At 75.0% G+C, this 16684-nt stretch carries 15 protein-coding genes; 6 read left to right on the top strand and 9 right to left on the bottom strand.

Translation table 11 applies throughout. The annotated features are described in order from the left end of the window. Window positions 1-86: 86 nt before the first annotated feature. From ACI8AK_RS16985 to ACI8AK_RS16965, 5 genes are all read right to left on the bottom strand, one after another. On the bottom strand, window positions 87-1679 hold the full coding sequence (locus ACI8AK_RS16985; protein ID WP_456957200.1) for a glycoside hydrolase family 13 protein: 1593 nt from the start codon (window positions 1677-1679) through the stop codon (window positions 87-89). A 79-nt stretch (window positions 1680-1758) separates the two neighbouring features. Next, on the bottom strand, window positions 1759-2157 hold the full coding sequence (locus ACI8AK_RS16980; RefSeq protein WP_387985520.1) for a globin: 399 nt from the start codon (window positions 2155-2157) through the stop codon (window positions 1759-1761). Further along, entirely contained in the window at window positions 2154-3464 is a 1311-nt protein-coding gene (locus ACI8AK_RS16975) for an MFS transporter (RefSeq protein ID WP_456957199.1), read from the bottom strand. The genes ACI8AK_RS16980 and ACI8AK_RS16975 overlap by 4 nt, the downstream gene beginning before the upstream one ends. Next, window positions 3461-4471: a mechanosensitive ion channel family protein gene (locus ACI8AK_RS16970; RefSeq protein ID WP_387985515.1), complete on the bottom strand. Its 1011-nt coding sequence runs from the start codon at window positions 4469-4471 to the stop codon at window positions 3461-3463. The genes ACI8AK_RS16975 and ACI8AK_RS16970 overlap by 4 nt, the downstream gene beginning before the upstream one ends. Window positions 4472-4524: 53 nt before the next feature. Then, complete coding sequence (locus ACI8AK_RS16965; RefSeq protein WP_387985512.1) at window positions 4525-6627, bottom strand: prolyl oligopeptidase family serine peptidase; 2103 nt, start codon at window positions 6625-6627, stop codon at window positions 4525-4527. 227 nt (window positions 6628-6854) lie between these two features. Here ACI8AK_RS16965 and ACI8AK_RS16960 point away from each other — a divergent pair, with 227 nt between their 5' ends. Together ACI8AK_RS16960 and ACI8AK_RS16955 are read left to right on the top strand one after the other, a co-directional pair. After that, window positions 6855-7382, top strand: coding sequence for an HNH endonuclease (locus ACI8AK_RS16960; RefSeq protein ID WP_387985509.1), 528 nt, complete (start codon window positions 6855-6857; stop codon window positions 7380-7382). Between the two features lie 82 nt (window positions 7383-7464). Then, on the top strand, window positions 7465-8343 hold the full coding sequence (locus ACI8AK_RS16955; protein WP_456957197.1) for an SCO6745 family protein: 879 nt from the start codon (window positions 7465-7467) through the stop codon (window positions 8341-8343). A 15-nt stretch (window positions 8344-8358) separates the two neighbouring features. Here the strand turns inward: ACI8AK_RS16955 and ACI8AK_RS16950 are convergent, their stop codons facing one another. From ACI8AK_RS16950 to kynU, 3 genes are read right to left on the bottom strand one after another with little or no spacing between them, the layout of a single operon-like run. Continuing rightward, a complete protein-coding gene (locus ACI8AK_RS16950; RefSeq protein ID WP_456957195.1) occupies window positions 8359-9132 on the bottom strand; it encodes a hypothetical protein in 774 nt (257 codons plus the stop codon). Between the two features lie 54 nt (window positions 9133-9186). Then, window positions 9187-9504, bottom strand: a complete 318-nt coding sequence (locus ACI8AK_RS16945; protein WP_456957193.1) for a hypothetical protein — start codon at window positions 9502-9504, stop codon at window positions 9187-9189. Window positions 9505-9552: 48 nt separating this feature from the next. Further along, window positions 9553-10806, bottom strand: coding sequence for a kynureninase (gene kynU, locus ACI8AK_RS16940; RefSeq protein ID WP_456957191.1), 1254 nt, complete (start codon window positions 10804-10806; stop codon window positions 9553-9555). A 38-nt stretch (window positions 10807-10844) separates the two neighbouring features. On the opposite strand from kynU, the gene ACI8AK_RS16935 reads away from it, so the two are divergent. From ACI8AK_RS16935 to ACI8AK_RS16925, 3 genes are read left to right on the top strand one after another with little or no spacing between them, the layout of a single operon-like run. Continuing rightward, entirely contained in the window at window positions 10845-12284 is a 1440-nt protein-coding gene (locus tag ACI8AK_RS16935; protein WP_387985499.1) for an amidase, read from the top strand. A 29-nt stretch (window positions 12285-12313) separates the two neighbouring features. After that, window positions 12314-12700 (top strand): aa3-type cytochrome oxidase subunit CtaJ, encoded by a 387-nt coding sequence (gene ctaJ / locus ACI8AK_RS16930; protein WP_387985497.1) that lies wholly within the window; start codon window positions 12314-12316, stop codon window positions 12698-12700. Window positions 12701-12749: 49 nt separating this feature from the next. After that, complete coding sequence (locus tag ACI8AK_RS16925) at window positions 12750-13202, top strand: DUF5130 family protein (protein WP_387985495.1); 453 nt, start codon at window positions 12750-12752, stop codon at window positions 13200-13202. 124 nt (window positions 13203-13326) lie between these two features. Here the strand turns inward: ACI8AK_RS16925 and pepN are convergent, their stop codons facing one another. Continuing rightward, on the bottom strand, window positions 13327-15879 hold the full coding sequence (pepN, locus tag ACI8AK_RS16920; protein WP_456957189.1) for an aminopeptidase N: 2553 nt from the start codon (window positions 15877-15879) through the stop codon (window positions 13327-13329). 137 nt (window positions 15880-16016) lie between these two features. On the opposite strand from pepN, the gene ACI8AK_RS16915 reads away from it, so the two are divergent. Then, window positions 16017-16679 (top strand): mycothiol-dependent nitroreductase Rv2466c family protein, encoded by a 663-nt coding sequence (locus ACI8AK_RS16915; RefSeq protein WP_456957187.1) that lies wholly within the window; start codon window positions 16017-16019, stop codon window positions 16677-16679. Window positions 16680-16684: the final 5 nt, after the last annotated feature.

Raw genomic sequence — 16684 nt, 5'->3', positions numbered from 1 at the left:
CCCCCGTGACGCTCAGTTCCGGATCCGATGCTACCCGCGTGCGGGCGCGGCGCCTCCCGGAGCGGAGGGCGCCGCGCCCGCCCCGCTCACGCCTGCAGCCAGACCGCCGAGTCGGTCGGCAGGGCGCCGCCGGCCACGTCGGCGCTGGCCAGCAGGACCCGGCCCTCGGGCAGCGGCACGGCCTGCGCGGAGAGGTTCACCAGGCACACCAGCCCGCCGGGACGGCGGAACGCGAGGCACCCCTCGGGCGCGGGCAGCCACTCCAGCGACTCGCCGGTGAAGGCCGGCGACGACGCCCGCAGCGCGAGCGCGGCCCGGTACAGCGACAGCACCGACGACGGGTCCGCGGCCTGCGCCTCGGCGGTCAGCGGCCCCCAGCCCCCGGGCATCGGCAGCCAGGTGTCCCGCTGCGCCGAGAAGCCGTAGGAGGGCTCGGTGCCCGACCACGGCACCGGGACGCGGCAGGCGTCGCGGCCGCGCTCGGTGTGCCCGGACCGCTCCCAGATCGGGTCCTGCAGCACCTCGTCGGGCAGGTCGACGTCGGGCATGCCGAGCTCGTCGCCGTTGTAGACGTAGGCCGCGCCGGGCAGCGCGAGCTGCAGCAGCGCCGCGGCGCGCGCCCGCCGGGTGCCCAGCTCGCCGCCGCCGTAGCGGGTCACGTGCCGGGGCCGGTCGTGGTTGGACAGCACCCAGCAGGCCGGCGCCGGGACGTGGGCCACCGACTCCAGCGAGTGGACGACGGCGTCGCGGAGGTCGTCGGCGTCCCAGTCGGCGGTGAGCAGCTTGAAGTTGAAGGCCAGCTGCAGCTCGTCGGCGCGCAGGTAGTCGGCCAGGCGGTCGTCGTCGGAGACCCACACCTCGCCGACGGCCATGGTGCAGGGGTACTCGTCGAGGACGGCGCGGATGCGCCGGTGCACCTCGTGCACCCCGTCGTTGTCGAACCGGTGGTCGCCCGGGCCGTGGTCGTCGAGCAGCCCGGTGTCCTCCATGGGCTCCATGTCGGGCAGGCCGTCGGGCTTGGCCATGCCGTGGGCGACGTCGATGCGGAAGCCGTCGACGCCGCGGTCGAGCCAGAACCGCATGGTCTCCTCGAGGTCGGCGAGCACCTCGGGGTTGGTGAAGTCCAGGTCGGGCTGCTCGGGCGCGAAGATGTGCAGGTACCACTGGCCGTCGGGCACCCGCGACCACGCCGGCCCGCCGAAGACAGACGGCCAGTTGTTCGGCGGCTCGGCGCCGTCGGGCCCGCGGCCGTCCCGGAACAGGTAGCGCGCCCGCTCGGGCGAGCCGGGGCCGGCGGCCAGGGCCGCCTGGAACCACTCGTGCCGGTCGGAGGTGTGGTTGGGCACCAGGTCGACCGTCACCCGGATGCCGGCCGCGTGCGCCTCGGCCAGCAGCGCGTCGAACTCGGCGAGGTCGCCGAACACCGGCTCGACGTCGCGCGGGTCGGCGACGTCGTAGCCGTGGTCGGCCATCGGCGAGGGGTAGAAGGGCGTGATCCACAGCGCGTCGACGCCGAGGTCGACCAGGTGCGGCAGCCGGGCGCGGATGCCGGCGAGGTCGCCGACGCCGTCGCCGCTGCCGTCGGCGAAGCTGCGGATGTAGACCTGGTAGAAGACCGCGTCGCGCCACCAGTCGGCGTCGGTGCGGCGGAACGGGCGGGCAGGGGTGAGGGAACTCACCGGGCTCCTAGTGATCAAGGACGGCCCCCTCGCAGGGGCCCGCCGCGAGCGTGCGAGCGGTGGGGGGCGAGGGGGTCCTTCAGCGGTTCTGCATGCTGCGGGCGGCCATCTGCAGGTAGCCCCACAGGGTGGCGTCCTGCTCCTCGGTGAGGTCGAGGGTGTCGACGGCGTCCCGCATGTGCCGCAGCCACGCGTCGCGCTCGGCCGGGCCGATGGCGAACGGGGCGTGCCGCATCCGCAGGCGCGGGTGCCCGCGCTCCTGCGAGTAGGTGGTGGGGCCGCCCCAATACTGCTCGAGGAAGCGCCGCAGGCGGGTCTCGGCACCCTCCCAGTCGTCCTGGGGGTAGAGCGGCGCGAGCACCGGGTCGGCCTTGACGCCGGCGTAGAAGCGGGCGACGAGCCGCCGGAAGGTCGGCTCTCCGCCGACCTCCTCGTAGAAGGTCCGCGCCGACGGCAGGGACCGGGTCGCCTCGCTCATGACACCGATGGTCCCGCAGCCGGGCGGTCCTCCGCCACGAGGGTCCGGGTGCGGCCGTAGGCGAGCAGCGGCGGCACGACCGCGACCAGCCCGATCCCGCCGGTCAGCGCGACGACGGCGCTGGGCGACAGCCCCTCGGCGGCGAGCCCCGCGGCCAGCGCACCGACGCCCTGGATGCCGTAGAGCCCGCTGACCGCGACGCCGAAGGCCCGGCCCCGGTAGGCCGGCGGCACCGCCTGCACGAAGGCGACGTTGAGCGGGATGGTCCAGGAGGCGCCGAGCCCGGCGACGAACATCAGCCCGACGACGACGGCGAACGCGCCCCGGCCCGGGCCCGCGGTCACGGCGACCAGGCCGGCCAGCAGCACCGGCGCCAGCGACAGGCCCACCAGCACCGGCATCAGCCGGTCGCTGCGCGCCGTCCCGAGGAAGCGGGCGACCACCAGGCCGCCGACGGTGACCCCGAGCGGGTTGGCCGCCAGCAGCACGCCCACCTGGACCGCGCGCTCGCCGAGCTCGTCGGTCAGCGGGGCGGCGATGCCCTCGGCGGCGTTGGCGAACAGCGTGCCGACCCACAGCAGCGCGATGATCGCCACCAGCCGCGGGCTGCCCCCGATCAGCCGCAGCCCCTCGCCGGCCTCCCGCCACACCGACGACGGCGCCGCGAGCTCCTCCGTCGGCGCCGGCCGCCGCTGCAGCCCGAGGGTCAGCCACACGGCGGACACGGCGAAGGTGGCCGCGTTGACGAGCAGCACCACCGAGGGGTCGAGCACGGTGACCAGCCCGCCGGCGGCGAGGAACCCGACCACCTGCGCCACCTGCAGGCTGACGTTGGTCAGCGAGGTGGCGACGGCGTAGCGCTCGCCCTCCAGGACGTCGGCCATCAGCGCCGAGCGCGCCGACTCGAACGGCGGCGCGCACAGCGCGACGAGGAACAGCAGGACCAGCAGCAGCGGCAGCGGCGTCCCGGGGACCGCCATCCCGGCGACCAGGACCGCGCGGACGACGTCGCTGGTGATCAGCACCCGGTGCCGCGGGAACCGGTCGGCGACGGTCGCCAGCACCGGGCCGCCGAGCGCCCACGGCAGGAAGCCCAGCGCGAAGGTGAACGCCGACAGCAGCGGCGAGTCGGTGCGCTGGTAGACGAGGACGGTCAGGGCCACCCGCGCGAGCTCGTCGCCGATGGTCGACAGCGTGTAGGTGCCGAACAGCGGCCGGAACTCGCGGACGGCGAAGACCGCGCGGAAGCTCGCCCGGTCGGTGGCCCTCTCCTCGGAGGTCGCGCGGCGACCGTCCCCGGTGCTCATCGGGCGCCGGCGGCCGCGGCGCCGGAGGACGCGCCGATCAGCGGGGGCGGGGTCTTGATGCCCTCGGCGACGAACCGCTCCTTGAGCCGCATGCGCAGCTCGCGGCCGACCCGCCACTGGTCGGCGTTGGTCGAGCGCACCTGCACCCGCATGAAGACGCCCTCCGAGAGGATCTGCTCGACGCCGAGGGACTCGGGCTCGGCCAGCAGCACCGCCGCCCACTCGTCCTCGGCGTACATCCCGTCGGCGACCTCCTGCATCACGGTGCGGCAGCGCTCGAGGTCGGTGTCGTGCGCGACGGGCATGTCGATGACCACCTGCGCGTAGCCCTGGCTCTTGTTGCCCACGCGCAGGATCTCGCCGTTGCGGGCGTACCAGACGACGCCGTTGACGTCGCGCAGCCGGGTGATCCGCAGGCCCACCGCCTCGACCGTCCCGCTGGCCTCGCCGAGGTCGACGACGTCGCCGACGCCGTACTGGTCCTCGAGGATGATCCCGATCCCGGCGATGAAGTCCTTGATCAGGTTCTGCGCGCCGAAGCCGAGCGCGACGCCGACGACGCCGGCGCTGGCCACGATCGGCGCCAGGTTGATGCCGAGCTCGCCGAGCACGAGGACGACGGCGATGCCCATGACGACGAACGAGGCGAAGCTGCGCAGCACCGACCCGATCGCCTCGGCGCGCTGGGTGCGCCGGGCGGCCACCTGCTCGAGCGGGTCGCCGCCGCCGGCGGCCGCGCGGTTGCGCAGCGGCCGCAGGATCGTCGGCATCGACCCGGTGGCGGTGCGGTCGGTCAGCCGCCGGATCGCCCGGTGCAGCAGCAGCCGGACGACCGCGGCCATCACCACGACGAGCAGGATCTTCGCCGGCTTCTCGATCAGCGCCTCGGCGTTGTTCGCCAGCCAGTCGATGCCGGACAGCTCGTAGACCTTGGCGCACAGCGTCGTCGGGTCGGAGACGCAGTCGGGCATGGAGCCGGCGAGCCCGCTGTCAGCAGCGGCGGTCACTACGGAGGGTGGAGCAGTCATCACTCTCCATGGTGTCAGGTCGGAGCGACGGATCAGGAGTGATCCGCGCGCCATCCGGACAGGCCGGTCGCGGCGGCGAGGAAGGCCAGCTGGTCCGCGGCCAGGCCGACGGTGCGGCTGACCGCCCGGGCGCCGTGGCCGACCGACGTCTCCCGCCGCAGCAGCACCGGCGCGTCGGCGCTGGTGGCGGCCTGCAGCGCGGCGGCGAGCTTGCGGGCGTGCAGCGGGTCCACGCGGGTGTCGGACTCGAAGGTCGTGAACAGCGTCGCCGGGTAGGCGGCGCCCTCGCGGACGGCGTGGTACGGCGAGTAGCCGAGCAGCCAGCCGAGCTCCTCCGGGTCCTCGGCGGTGCCGTACTCGTCGTTCCACGTGCGGCCCAGGCCGAAGCGCTCGTACCGGACCATGTCCAGCAGCGGCGCGCTGCAGACGACGCCCGCGGCGAGGTCCGGCCGCTGGGTCAGTGTCGCGCCCACGAGCAGGCCGCCGTTCGAGCCGCCCATCACCGCGAGCTGCCCGTGCGTCGTCCACCCCTGGGCGACCAGGTGCTCGCCGGCCGCGGCGAAGTCGTCGAAGACGTTCTGCTTGCGCTCCCGCATGCCGGCGCGGTGCCACTCCTCGCCGTGCTCGGAGCCGCCGCGCAGGTTGGCCACCGCCCACACCCCGCCCGCGGCCACCCAGGCCAGCGCCTGCGCCGAGTAGGACGGGGTGAGCGCGACGTTGAACCCGCCGTAGCCGTAGAGGACGGTCGGCCGCGGGGTGTCCGGCTCGCCGGTACGCGAGACCACGAACAGGTGCACCGGCGTCCCGTCGCGCGAGGTGGCGTGCGTCTCCACGACGGTCACCTCCGGCACCTCGCCGGCCACCGGGGCGCGCTCGTCCTCGGTGAGCGCCGTCGGCTCGGCGGCGTCCCAGCGCAGCACCGACGGCGGGGTGGAGTGGTCGGTGTAGCCGACCCAGGCGGTGGTGCCGCCCTCCGGCGGGGCGCTGACGCCGGAGACGCTGCCGACGCCCAGGCCGGTCACCTCCGCCAGCCGGCCGGAGCCGTCGCCGGCCCAGACCGAGAGCCGGTCGGTGGCGTCGACCGAGTGGACGGCGAGCACCTGCAGCGAGCCGTCGGCACCGTCGACGAGCGCGACGTCGGACAGCACGCCGTCCTCGGCCTGCGGGACGACGTCGGCCCACGCCTCCACCGCCCAGGTGGCCGGGTCGGCCGGGTCGGCGACGGCGAGCCGCCAGCGCGGGGTGCCGCGGTCGCTGAGCAGCCACAGCCGGCCGTCGCGGGCCACCCAGGCGGCGGTCTGCGCGTCGACGCCGACCTGGAGCTCCTGCAGGGGTGGGCGGGTGCTGGGTGCAGAGCTGGTCAGGTCGGCCAGCCAGACGTCGTCGCGCGGGGCGGTGCCGGCCGACGCGGAGACGACCAGCCAGCGGCCGTCGCGGCTGGTGCGCACGCCGTAGTAGTTGGTCGGGTCCAGACCCTCGCCGTGCACCAGGACGTCGTCGCCGGGGTCGGCGCCGACCCGGTGGCGCCACACCCGGCGGTGGAACTGCTCCTCGCCGGCGGGCACCTGGTCGGGTGCGAGGCGGCGGACGTAGAAGAGCTCCTCGCCGCCGGGCAGCCAGGCGACGGGGGAGTAGCGGCAGCGGTCGACCGGGCCGTCGAGCCGCTCGCCGGTGGCGACGTCGAGGACGTACAGCCGCGACTCCTCGTCGCCGCCGGTGGACAGCTGGTAGGCCAGCCGGTCGCCCTCCCACGACGGCGCCCAGGCGTCGAGCGTCGTCGTCCCGGAGGGGTCGACGGCCATCGGGTCGACCAGCACGCGCACGCTGCCGTCGGCCTCGCGCACCCGCAGGACGGCGTGCTCCTGGCCGGGGTCGCGGCGGGTGGAGAAGGCGCGGCCGCCGCGGTGCACCGGGACGCCGACGGCGCCGGCGTGCACCAGCCGCTCGAGCCGGGCGGCGAGGTCGGCCCGCAGGGGGAGGGCGCCGAGGACGTCGGCGGTGAGCGCGTCCTGGGCGGCGGTCCACGCCTGCGTCCGCGGGTCGTCGGGGTCCTCGAGCCAGCGGTAGGGGTCGGCCACGCGGTGACCGTGCAGGTCCTCGACCAGGTCGAGTCTCTCGGCGTCGGGGTAGCGCACCCGCACCACCGTAACGGCGCCCCCGTCGGCGCCCCGGCACCCTCCGGAATCGTTTCCCCGCGCGCCGGAGGCGCAGGTCAGGGCAGGATGGGCACAGCCCTGTGCGGCCGCCCCGGTACGGCGGTCCGGGGCGTCGGAGGTGATCCGTGTCGCGTTCCGCGTCCGGGTCGTCGCCGGCGGGCCACCCAGGTCCGCGGCGCGACCCCGTCCCCGTCCCCCGGCTGCCCGTGCCCTCGTCCGGCACGGCGTCGGCCACGCTGCTGCTCAACGCCACCTACGAACCCCTGTGCGTGGTCTCCAGCCGCCGCGCGATCGTCCTGGTCCTGGCCGAGAAGGCGGTCCCGGTGGACGACTCCGCGGAGGTGGTGCACGCCGAGCGGGTGGCCCTCGCCGTCCCGGTGGTCGTGCGGCTCACCCGCTTCGTGCGGGTGCCCTACCCCGCGCAGGTGCCCCTGTCCCGGCGGGCGGTGTTCACCCGCGACGGGCAGACCTGCGTCTACTGCGGCGGGTCGGCCACGAGCATCGACCACGTCGTCCCGCGCAGCCGCGGCGGCACGCACACGTGGGACAACGTGGTGGCCGCCTGCCGGAAGTGCAACCACACCAAGGCCGACCGGTCGCTGGCCGAGCTCGGGTGGAAGCTGCCGCACCCGCCGCGGACGCCGAGCGGCGCGGCCTGGCGGCTGCTCGGTGCACGCACCGTGGACCCCCGCTGGCGGGAGTGGCTGGGGATGCCGGAGAGCGTCTCCGCATGAGGGAGGACCCCGTCCTCCCCGTCCGTCGCAGGCCCGGGCCGGGCCCCTGGACGGGGCCGGCGAGCGGCCGGAGGAGGACCCCGTGACCTCCGCGGGCACCGCCCGGCGGCTGTGGGCGCTGGGCGAGCCGTACCACGCGGTCACCTACTTCGCCGACGAGGCGCGGTCCGCGGCCGGGGAGGCCGGGCTGTCCGGCTTCTGGGCCACGTACTTCGCGCTGCGCGCCGCGCCGCTCGGGCCGGTGGGGCCTGCGGTGGTCACGGCGGCGTTCTACAACTTCGCGCCGTCGTTCGTCGCCCGCCGGGTGCCCGGCGTCTGGTCGGCGGTGACGCCGGAGCAGGCGCTGCGCGTCCGGCTGGCCGCCGTCGACGCCGTCGTGCGCCGGGTGCTGGGCGAGTGGGCGTCCTCGGCCGAGGCCGCGGAGGCCGCGGAGCTGGCGCGCATCGCCGCCGAGGCGGTCGACCTGCCGGGCCGGCCGCTGGCGGCGGCGAACGCGGCGGTGGCCGAGCCGGACGAGCCGCACGTGGCGCTGTGGCAGGCGCTCACCACGCTGCGGGAGCACCGCGGCGACGGGCACAACGCGGCGCTGCTCGGCCGGGAGGTGTCCGGCGTCGGCGCGCACGTGCTGGTGGCCGCCGCCGGCCGGGTCGACCGGGCGTGGCTGCAGAAGGCCCGCGGCTGGGGCGACGACGCGTGGGCGGCCGCCGCCGACGAGCTCGCCCGGCGCGGCTGGCTCGACGGCAGCGGGCCCGACGACGTGGAGCTGTCCGCGGAGGGCCTGGCGATGGTCACCGCGATCGAGGCCGACACCGACCGCCTCGCGCTCGGCCCGTGGCGGACGCTCGGCGACACGCGCTGCGACCGGCTCGCCGAGCTCCTCGTGCCGCTGCGCCGCGCCGTCGTCGCCGCCGGTCTCTTCCCCGACCGCAACCCGATCGGCGTCCCGCCCGACGCCGACTGAGTCGACTCCGGATCGTCACTCGGACGGAGGGTCGCTCTCGGGTGCTTCGACGTCCTCCGACACCGCGGAGGTCGGCACGCCCATCACCGACGGGTCTTCGTGCAGCGCCTCGCTGATGACTCGCACGTGAGCCACAGCCTGCTCGAGGAGCGACTCCACGACGGCGTCGCGAGGTGCTCCCAGCGGTATCCCGAGAGGTCTCGTGACTCCCAGCGCATCCAGTCGCTCTCGCCGGGCGGACACGACGGCCCGATCGGCCCGAGTGGGTCTGGTGTAGAACCGCCCCGCCCAGACGGGACTGGGGAAGCTGGCTGAAGCGAATCCCGCCGAGTCGTCACGTGGATCGCCGGGCACTGTCGCCCAGTGGTCAGGGCTGTAACCCACCCAGAACTGGTGGTGCAACACCGTGATCGTGACCGTCGGATCGGTGTCCCAACCGCGTGAGCGCGTCAACGAGTCGTAGCGGACCTCTTCCTCGTCCAGGCGGGTCTTCAGCTTGTCGCAGAGGTCTCGGGCGATGCTGACCACCTGCTGCACCATGCGACCTGTCGCCACGTCTTGCACGGATGCCGTGAAGGGAACGAAGTCACTGACCCCGACGAGGGCGGCGTCCAGGGCCAGCAACTCCGTGAACGGCCGCCCGGAGCGGTCGAGGACCCCGTTGAGCAACTGGGACCAGGACAGCACCACGACCGTCCGAGTGTCGGCATGGCCCGTGTAGCTGCCGGTGGAAGAGCTCAGACGGACACCCAGCTGCTCGCGGACCTGTACCGCCAAGGCGTCGACCAACGGTTCACGCGTGACCAGGACGAGAGAGCCATCGGCGTCGAGTTGCTCGAGGTATCACGGCGCTTGGTCCTCCGAGGTGAGCGCTGAGTCCACCTTGGTCTCGACGATGCACCGGGGGGACCCCTTCGAGGTGACGAGGAAGTCCCGGTAGGACTTCTTGCCTGTGACCGGATCCTGTTCGTACGCCTCTCGCTCCACGACGCAGTCATCGAGCGAGAGGCCGGTCACCGATCCGAGGAAGGCGAGGAAGGCGCAGCGCATCTCGGGGTGAGCGTCCAGTAGTGCCTTGAGGACGTTGTTGGTGCTGACCTCCGGGCTGCCGGAGGAACGGATCAGGTAGCGCAGTGCCTCATGCGCCGGTGCATCGACCATCGTCACTCCTCGATGCGGTGAGCGGTGTCTCCGACAGCGGTGTTCCGTTCAGGTGACGCGGGCGCGCTCCTCGGGGTAGGCGGCCCAGCCGCCGTCCTCGAGCAGGGCGCGGAACCGGTCGACGGCGTCCCAGACGTCGACGAACCGCGTGTACAGCGGCGCGGGGCCCAGGCGCACGCGGTCGGGCGTGCGGAAGTCCGGCACCACCCCGCGGTCGACCAGGGCCCGGGTCAGCTGCCAGGCGTGCGGGTGGGCGAGCGTGACGTGCGACCCGCGCCGCGCCGGGTCGCGCGGGCTGGCCAGCGCCACGCCGTGCGGCACCAGGTGCGCGTCGGCGAGGTCGACCAGCAGCCCGGTCAGCGCCCGCCCCTTCGCCGCCAGCCGGTCGGTGCCGGCCTCGGCCACCAGGCGCGCGCCCACCTCGACCGCCGCGGCGGCGAGCACCGGCGGCGTCCCGGTGGCGAACCGCCCGACGCCGGGCACCGGGTCGTAGGCCGGTCCCATGGCGAACTGGTCGCGCTGGCCGAACCAGCCCCAGATCGGCTGGCGCAGCGTCTCCTGCAGCTCACGCCGCACGAAGAGGAACGCCGGCGCGCCAGGCCCACCGCCCAGGTACTTGTACGTGCACCCGACGGCGAGGTCGACGCCGCTCGCGGTCAGGTCCAGCTCCACCGCGCCCGCCGCGTGCGAGAGGTCCCAGACGACCAGCGCCCCGGCGTCGCGGGCCGCCGCCGTCACCGCCGCGACGTCGGCCAGCGCGCCCGAGCGGTAGGCGACCGCGGACAGCACGACGACGGCGACCCGCCCGTCCAGCGCCGCCGCGAGCACCGCCGGGTCCAGGCCCTCGTCGACGTCGGCGGGCACCTCCCGCACGGTCATGCCGCGAGCGGCGGCGACCCCGGCGACGACGTACCGGTCGCTGGGGAAGTCGTCGGCGCAGCAGACCAGCACGTCCCGGCCCGGGCGGGCGTCGGCCGCGGCGACGAGCAGCTTGTAGAGGTCGACGGTGGTCGAGTCGCTGAGCAGCACCTCGCCGGGCCGGGCACCGAGGACGCCGGTGCCGATGACGTCGCCGACCCGCGTGCCGACGTCGATCCACGACGACCACGACCCGACCAGCCCGCGGCCCCACTCCTGCTCGGCCACCCGCGCCAGCGCCGCCGGGGTGTCGACGGGCATCCGGCCCAGCGAGTTGCCGTCCAGGTAGAGCAGGCCGTCGTCGACGCCGGCGAAGCGGGCCCGGAACCCGGCCAGCGGGTCGGCGTCGTCGAGGGCCTCGGCGTGCGCGCGGGAGAGGGACACGGCGACGTGTCTACCGGGCGGGGCTACCGTCGCCGCCCGTGACCGGTACGCAGGTGCACGAGCTCACCGCGCTGGAGCAGGCGGCCGCCGTCCGGGACCGGACGGTCAGCCCCGTCGAGCTGGTGGAGGCGGCCCTCGCCCGCGTCGAGGCCCTCGACGCCGGCCTGGGCGCCTTCGTCACCGTCACGCCCGAGCGGGCGCTGGCCGCGGCGGCCGAGGCCGAGGCCCGGGTGCTCCGCGGCGGCGACCTGCCGCCCCTGCTCGGCGTGCCGACGGCGATCAAGGACCTCAACAACACCGCCGGCGTGCGCACCACCTTCGGCTCCGCGGTGTTCGCCGACTTCGTGCCCCAGGTCGACGACGCCGTCGTCACCAAGCTCGCCGCCGCCGGGACGATCAGCCTGGGCAAGACCAACACCCCGGAGTTCGGCTACCCCTGCTACACCGACAACGACCTCGCCGGCCCCGCCCGCTGCCCGTGGGACCCCACCCGGCTGGCCGGCGGGTCCAGCGGCGGCGCGGCGGTGGCGGTCGCCGCCGGCATGGTGCCCTTCGCCCAGGGCAGCGACGGCGGCGGCTCGATCCGCATCCCGGCCAGCATCAACGGGCTGTTCGGCATCAAGCCGACCCGCGGGCGGATCAGCAACGGGCCGCTGGGCAGCGACGTCACCGGGCTGGGCACCAACGGGCCGCTGGCCCGCACCGTCCGCGACGCCGCCGCGATGCTCGACGCCATGGCGGGCCCGGTCACCGGCGACTTCGCCTGGGCGCCGCCGCTGCCGCCGGGGGAGACGTTCCTCGCCGCCGCGGACCGGCCGCCCGGGCGGCTGCGGATCGGCCGCGCGCTGGAGTCCCCGATGCCCGGCACGGTGCTGCAGCCCGAGGTGGCCGCGGCCCTCGACGACGCCACCGCGCTGCTCACCGACCTCGGGCACGAGGTGGTCGACGTCCCGCCCGGCCTGGTGGGCCCGGACGTGCTCGGCGCCTTCGAGCGGGTGTGGTCGCTGTCGGGGACCACGCTGCCGGTGCCGCCGGGCCGGGTGGGGGAGCTGCGGCCGCTCACCCGGGAGCTGCGCGCCCGCGGGCTGGCCCTGTCGGCGCAGGCGGCGATGGAGGCCCTGGGTGCCCTCCGGTTGTTCGCCCGCCGCTACGTCGAGGCCACCGACGGGTTCGACGTCCTCGTCGCCCCGGTGACGACGATGACGCCGCGGCCGCTGGGCTGGTTCGACGCCGACGGCGACGGCGCCGAGGACTTCGAGCGCAACAAGCGGTACGCCGCGTTCACCGCGCTCTACAACGTCACCGGCCAGCCGGCCGTCAGCGTTCCCCTGCACTGGACCGGCGACGGCCTGCCGGTCGGGACGATGCTCGTGGGGCGGCCCGCGGACGAGGTCACGCTGATCGCCCTCGCCGCCCAGCTGGAGCAGGCCCGGCCGTGGGCGCACCGCCACCCGCCGGGCTGGGACGCGTACGCATAGGTGATCACGGAGGGCGGTAGATTCCGGGCGTGACCGTCGTCGAGACCCTGCTCGTCTTCCTCGTGGCCCCGCTGGCGGTGTTCGTCCTCCTGTGGGCGCTGACCTACCTGCCGGGCGGGCGCAAGCGCCAGGGCGTCCGGTACAAGCCGGGTCAGCCCTGGGAGCACGAGCCGGTCTGGTACGAGCCGCAGCCGAAGGACGCCCCGACGCACGCCGCCGGCCAGGGCGACACCCAGGCCGTCGGGTCCTCGCTGTACGGCGAGACCGCGTCCACCGGGTCCGGCCACGGCGGCTCCGGGACCACCACCGGCTCGCACGTGATCGCCGGCGGCTCGCACGGCGCGACCGCCGTCTCCGCCGGTGCGCCGGCCCCGTCCGCCGGCGGCCCGCTCGGCGGCGCCCGCGGCACCTGGTGACCGCCCTCGTGACACCCATCCACCTCGCGACCGCCTCAGGAGGCCGGCGATGACCCGCGTCTTGGACGCCGACGCCCACGACACCGGGACGGTCGACACCGCGCCCAACCGGGCCGACGAGGGCTACGACACGATCTTCAGCTACCGCGAGCTGGCGCGGCTCGACGAGGCGCTGACGATGTCCTCGCGCGAGACCGGCCTGCGGTTCACGCTCTACATCGGCGACCTCGGGCCCAAGACCCGCATCCGCGCCGAGGAGCTGCACGCCCGCGGCGGCGACCCGGCCGAGTCCGTGCTGCTGGCCGTCTCGCCCGGGCAGCGGGTCATCGAGGTCGTCACCGGCGCCTCGGCCGCCCGCCGGCTGCCCGACCGGGCGTGCGCGCTCGCGGTGCTGTCGATGACGAACTCCTTCGCCTCCGGCGACCTCGTCGGCGGGATCGTCAACGGCCTGCGGCAGCTGTCCGACCAGGCCGGCCACCCCCGCGGCGCCCGCACGCACTGACGAAGGACCCCCTGCCCCCACCCACCCGCGAGCTCGTGGCGGGACCCTGCAGGGGGCCGGACGCCCCTGGTGGACGCGAGAGGCCCAGGACCCGGCGGGTCCTGGGCCTCCCGCGTCCAGCGGGTCAGGCGCCGGCGGCGGCGTCCCGCGCCCGGTTGCGCAGCGCGCGGGCGATGCCGTCGCGGCCCTCGGAGACCAGCCGGCGCAGCGGCGCCGGGTGCCCCTCCTGGCCGAGCCACCTGTCGGCGGCCTGCAGCGTCCGCTCCTCGACGACCGACGGGAACAGGTACTGCACGGCGTTCTTCGCGATCTCGCCGGGCCGGCGCGCCCACATCGGGCCGCACTCGGTGAAGTACCGGTCCACGTACTCCGCGGTGAGCTCCCGCTGCGCCGGGTGCCAGAAGCCCGCCACCAGCGCCTCGTGCACGGCGTTGGGGATCTCCGGGTCGTGGAACGCCCGGTGCCACGCCTCGGCCTTGGCCTCCGCGGTCGGGCGCAGCGCCCGCGCGGTCGCCGCGCGCCGGATCCCGGTGGCGGTGGCGTCCCGCTCGGCCTCGGCGTCGATCTCGGCGTCGCCGGCCGCGCCGATGGCCACCAGGCCGTTGAGGAACGCCCACCGGGCGTCGGCGTCGACGGTCAGGCCCTCGACGGTGCGGGAGCCGTCGAGCAGCCCGCGCAGCACCGCGGCGTGCTCCTCGGTGCGGGCCGCGGCGGCCAGGGTGCGCGACCACTGCAGCTGCTCGTCACTGCCCGGCTCGGCCGACTCCAGCGCCTGCAGCGCCTTGTCCGCCAGCGCGGCCCACCCGGTCTCGGCCCACGCCGGGTCGGCGTACGAGGTCAGCGCGGACTGCACCCGGGCCAGCAGCGACTGCACCACGCTGATCTCAGTCTCGGCGTCGATGCCGGCCAGCACCAGCTGCACCCACTCGCGGGCGGGCAGCTCGGCGTCGCGGGTCATGTCCCAGGCGGCGGCCCAGCACAGCGCGCGGGCGAGGGAGTCCGGGACCGTGCCGATCGCCTCGCGCAGCGTGGCCAGCGAGCGGTCGTCGAGGCGGAGCTTGGCGTAGGTGAGGTCGTCGTCGTTGACCAGCACCAGGTCCGCCACCGGGTGCCCGGCCAGCTCGGCGACCTCGGTGCGCTCGCCGTCGACGTCCAGCTCGACCCGGGTGGTGCGGGTCAGCCCGTCCGGTCCGCGGTCGTACAGGCCCACGGCCAGCCGGTGCCGGCGCAGCACGGGGTGCTCGGGGACGGCGGTCTGCTCGATGGCGAACGAGGCGTAGCGGCCGTCGTCGGTGAGCTCGTACACCGGGCGCAGGGTGTTGACCTGGCTGGTCTCCAGCCACTGCGCCGACCACTCGGTGAGGTCGCGGCCGGTGGCCTCCGACAGCGGGTCGAGCAGGTCGGCCAGCGTGGTGTTGCCGTACTCGTGGGTGCGGAAGTAGCGGCGGATCCCGGCGAGGAACTCCTCCCGGCCGACGTAGGCCACCAGCTGCTTGAGCACCGAGGCGCCCTTGGCGTAGGTGATCCCGTCGAAGTTCACCTCGACGGCGGCCACGTCGACCATGTCCGCGGCGATCGGGTGGGTCGACGGCAGCTGGTCCTGCGCGTAGGCCCAGGCCTTCTCGGTGTTGGCGAACGTCGTCCAGGCGGTCGTGTACTCGGTGGCCTCGGCCTGGCACAGCGTGGAGATGTAGGTGGCGAAGGACTCGTTGAGCCACAGGTCGTCCCACCAGCGCATGGTCACGAGGTCGCCGAACCACATGTGCGCCAGCTCGTGCAGCACCGTCTCGGCGCGCCGCTCGTAGCGCGCCCGGCTGGTCCGCGACCGGAAGACGTAGTCCTCCAGCACGGTGACCGCGCCCGCGTTCTCCATGGCGCCGGCGTTGAACTCCGGCACGAACAGCTGGTCGTACTTGTCGAACGGGTACGGGTAGTCGAACACCCGCTGGAAGAACTCGAAGCCCTGCTTGGTGACCCGGAACAGCTCCTCCGGGTCCAGGTGCTTCGCCAGCGACGCGCGGCAGTACAGCCCGAGCGGGACGTCCTCGTAGCAGTCGGTCACCCGCGCGTAGGGGCCGGCGATCAGCGCGACCAGGTAGGTCGACAGCCGCTTGGTCGGCTCGAAGTGCACCAGCTGCGAGCCCGCCGGCCCGGCCTCGATCGTGCGGCCGCCGGTGTTGGACACCACCTGCCAGTCGAACGGCGCGACGACGTGCACCTCGTAGGTGCCCTTGAGGTCGGGCTGGTCGAAGCAGGCGAACACGCGCTTGGCCTCGGCCGGCTCGAAGTGCGTGTAGAGGTAGACGTGCCCGTCCTCGGGGTCCTCGAAGCGGTGCAGGCCCTCGCCGGTGTTGGAGTACCGGCAGTCGGCGTCGACGACGAGCGTGTTGTCGGCGGCGAGGTCGGGCAGCGGCAGGCCGCCCTCCTCGGTGTAGGTGGAGACGTCGAGCTCGACCCCGTTGAGCGTGGCGGACCGGACGGTCCCGGCGACCAGGTCGACGAACGAGGCGGCGCCGGGCTCGCGGCAGGTGAACCGCACCGTCGTCGTCGAGCGGAAGGTCCCGCTGCCCGGTCGCCCCTCACCGTCGGTGAGGTCGAAGCGGAGGTCGTAGCTGTCGACGTCGAGCAGGCGGGCGCGGGCGGCGGCGTCGTCGCGGGTCAGGTTGGGTACGGCCACGCCCGGCAGCCTGCCACGGACGGCCGACACGCCCGCAGGGCACCGGGAACAACCGGCCGGACGGGGCACTTGGCAGCGGGCAGTGGCCGGAGGTGCGACCCCGGCCCCGAGGACGACGGACCAGAGGAGAGCGATCGATGACCGAGGCAGTGCAGAGCGCCCCGACCAGGGCCCGGGTGGACTTCTGGTTCGACCCGCTGTGTCCCTGGGCCTGGCTGACCAGCCGCTGGGTCCTGGAGGCGGCGAAGGTGCGCGACATCGACCTGCACTGGCACGTCATGTCACTGGCGGTGCTCAACCGCGGGCGCGACCTGCCGGAGGAGTACCAGGAGATGATGGAGCAGGCGTGGGGCCCGGTGCGGGTCGCGATCGCCGCCGCCGAGAAGCACGGCGACGAGGTCCTCGGGGACCTCTACACGGCCATGGGCACGCTGCGGCACCACGAGGGCAGGGAGCTCGACGAGCTGATCGCCCCCGCGCTCGAGCGCGTCGGCCTGCCGGCCGAGCTGGCCGAGGCGGCGACCTCCACCGACCACGACGAGGCGCTGGAGAAGAGCCACCACGCCGGCATGGACCCGGTCGGCGACGACGTGGGCACCCCGGTCATGCACATCGACGGCGTCGCGTTCTTCGGCCCGGTCATCAGCAGGGTGCCCACGGGCGAGGACGCCGGGCGGGCCTTCGACGGCGCCGTGCTGCTGGCCAACCTGCCGGACTTCTGGGAGCTCAAGCGGACCCGCACGTCGGGCCCGGCCATGGACTCGGTGCCGGCCGACGCCCTGGAGCTGAGGAACACCTGAACCCG

The sequence above is a fragment of the Geodermatophilus sp. SYSU D00867 genome (assembly GCF_054050315.1).
Note: the sequence above shows the minus strand (reverse complement) of the source record. Positions and strands in the feature narration are given on the sequence as shown.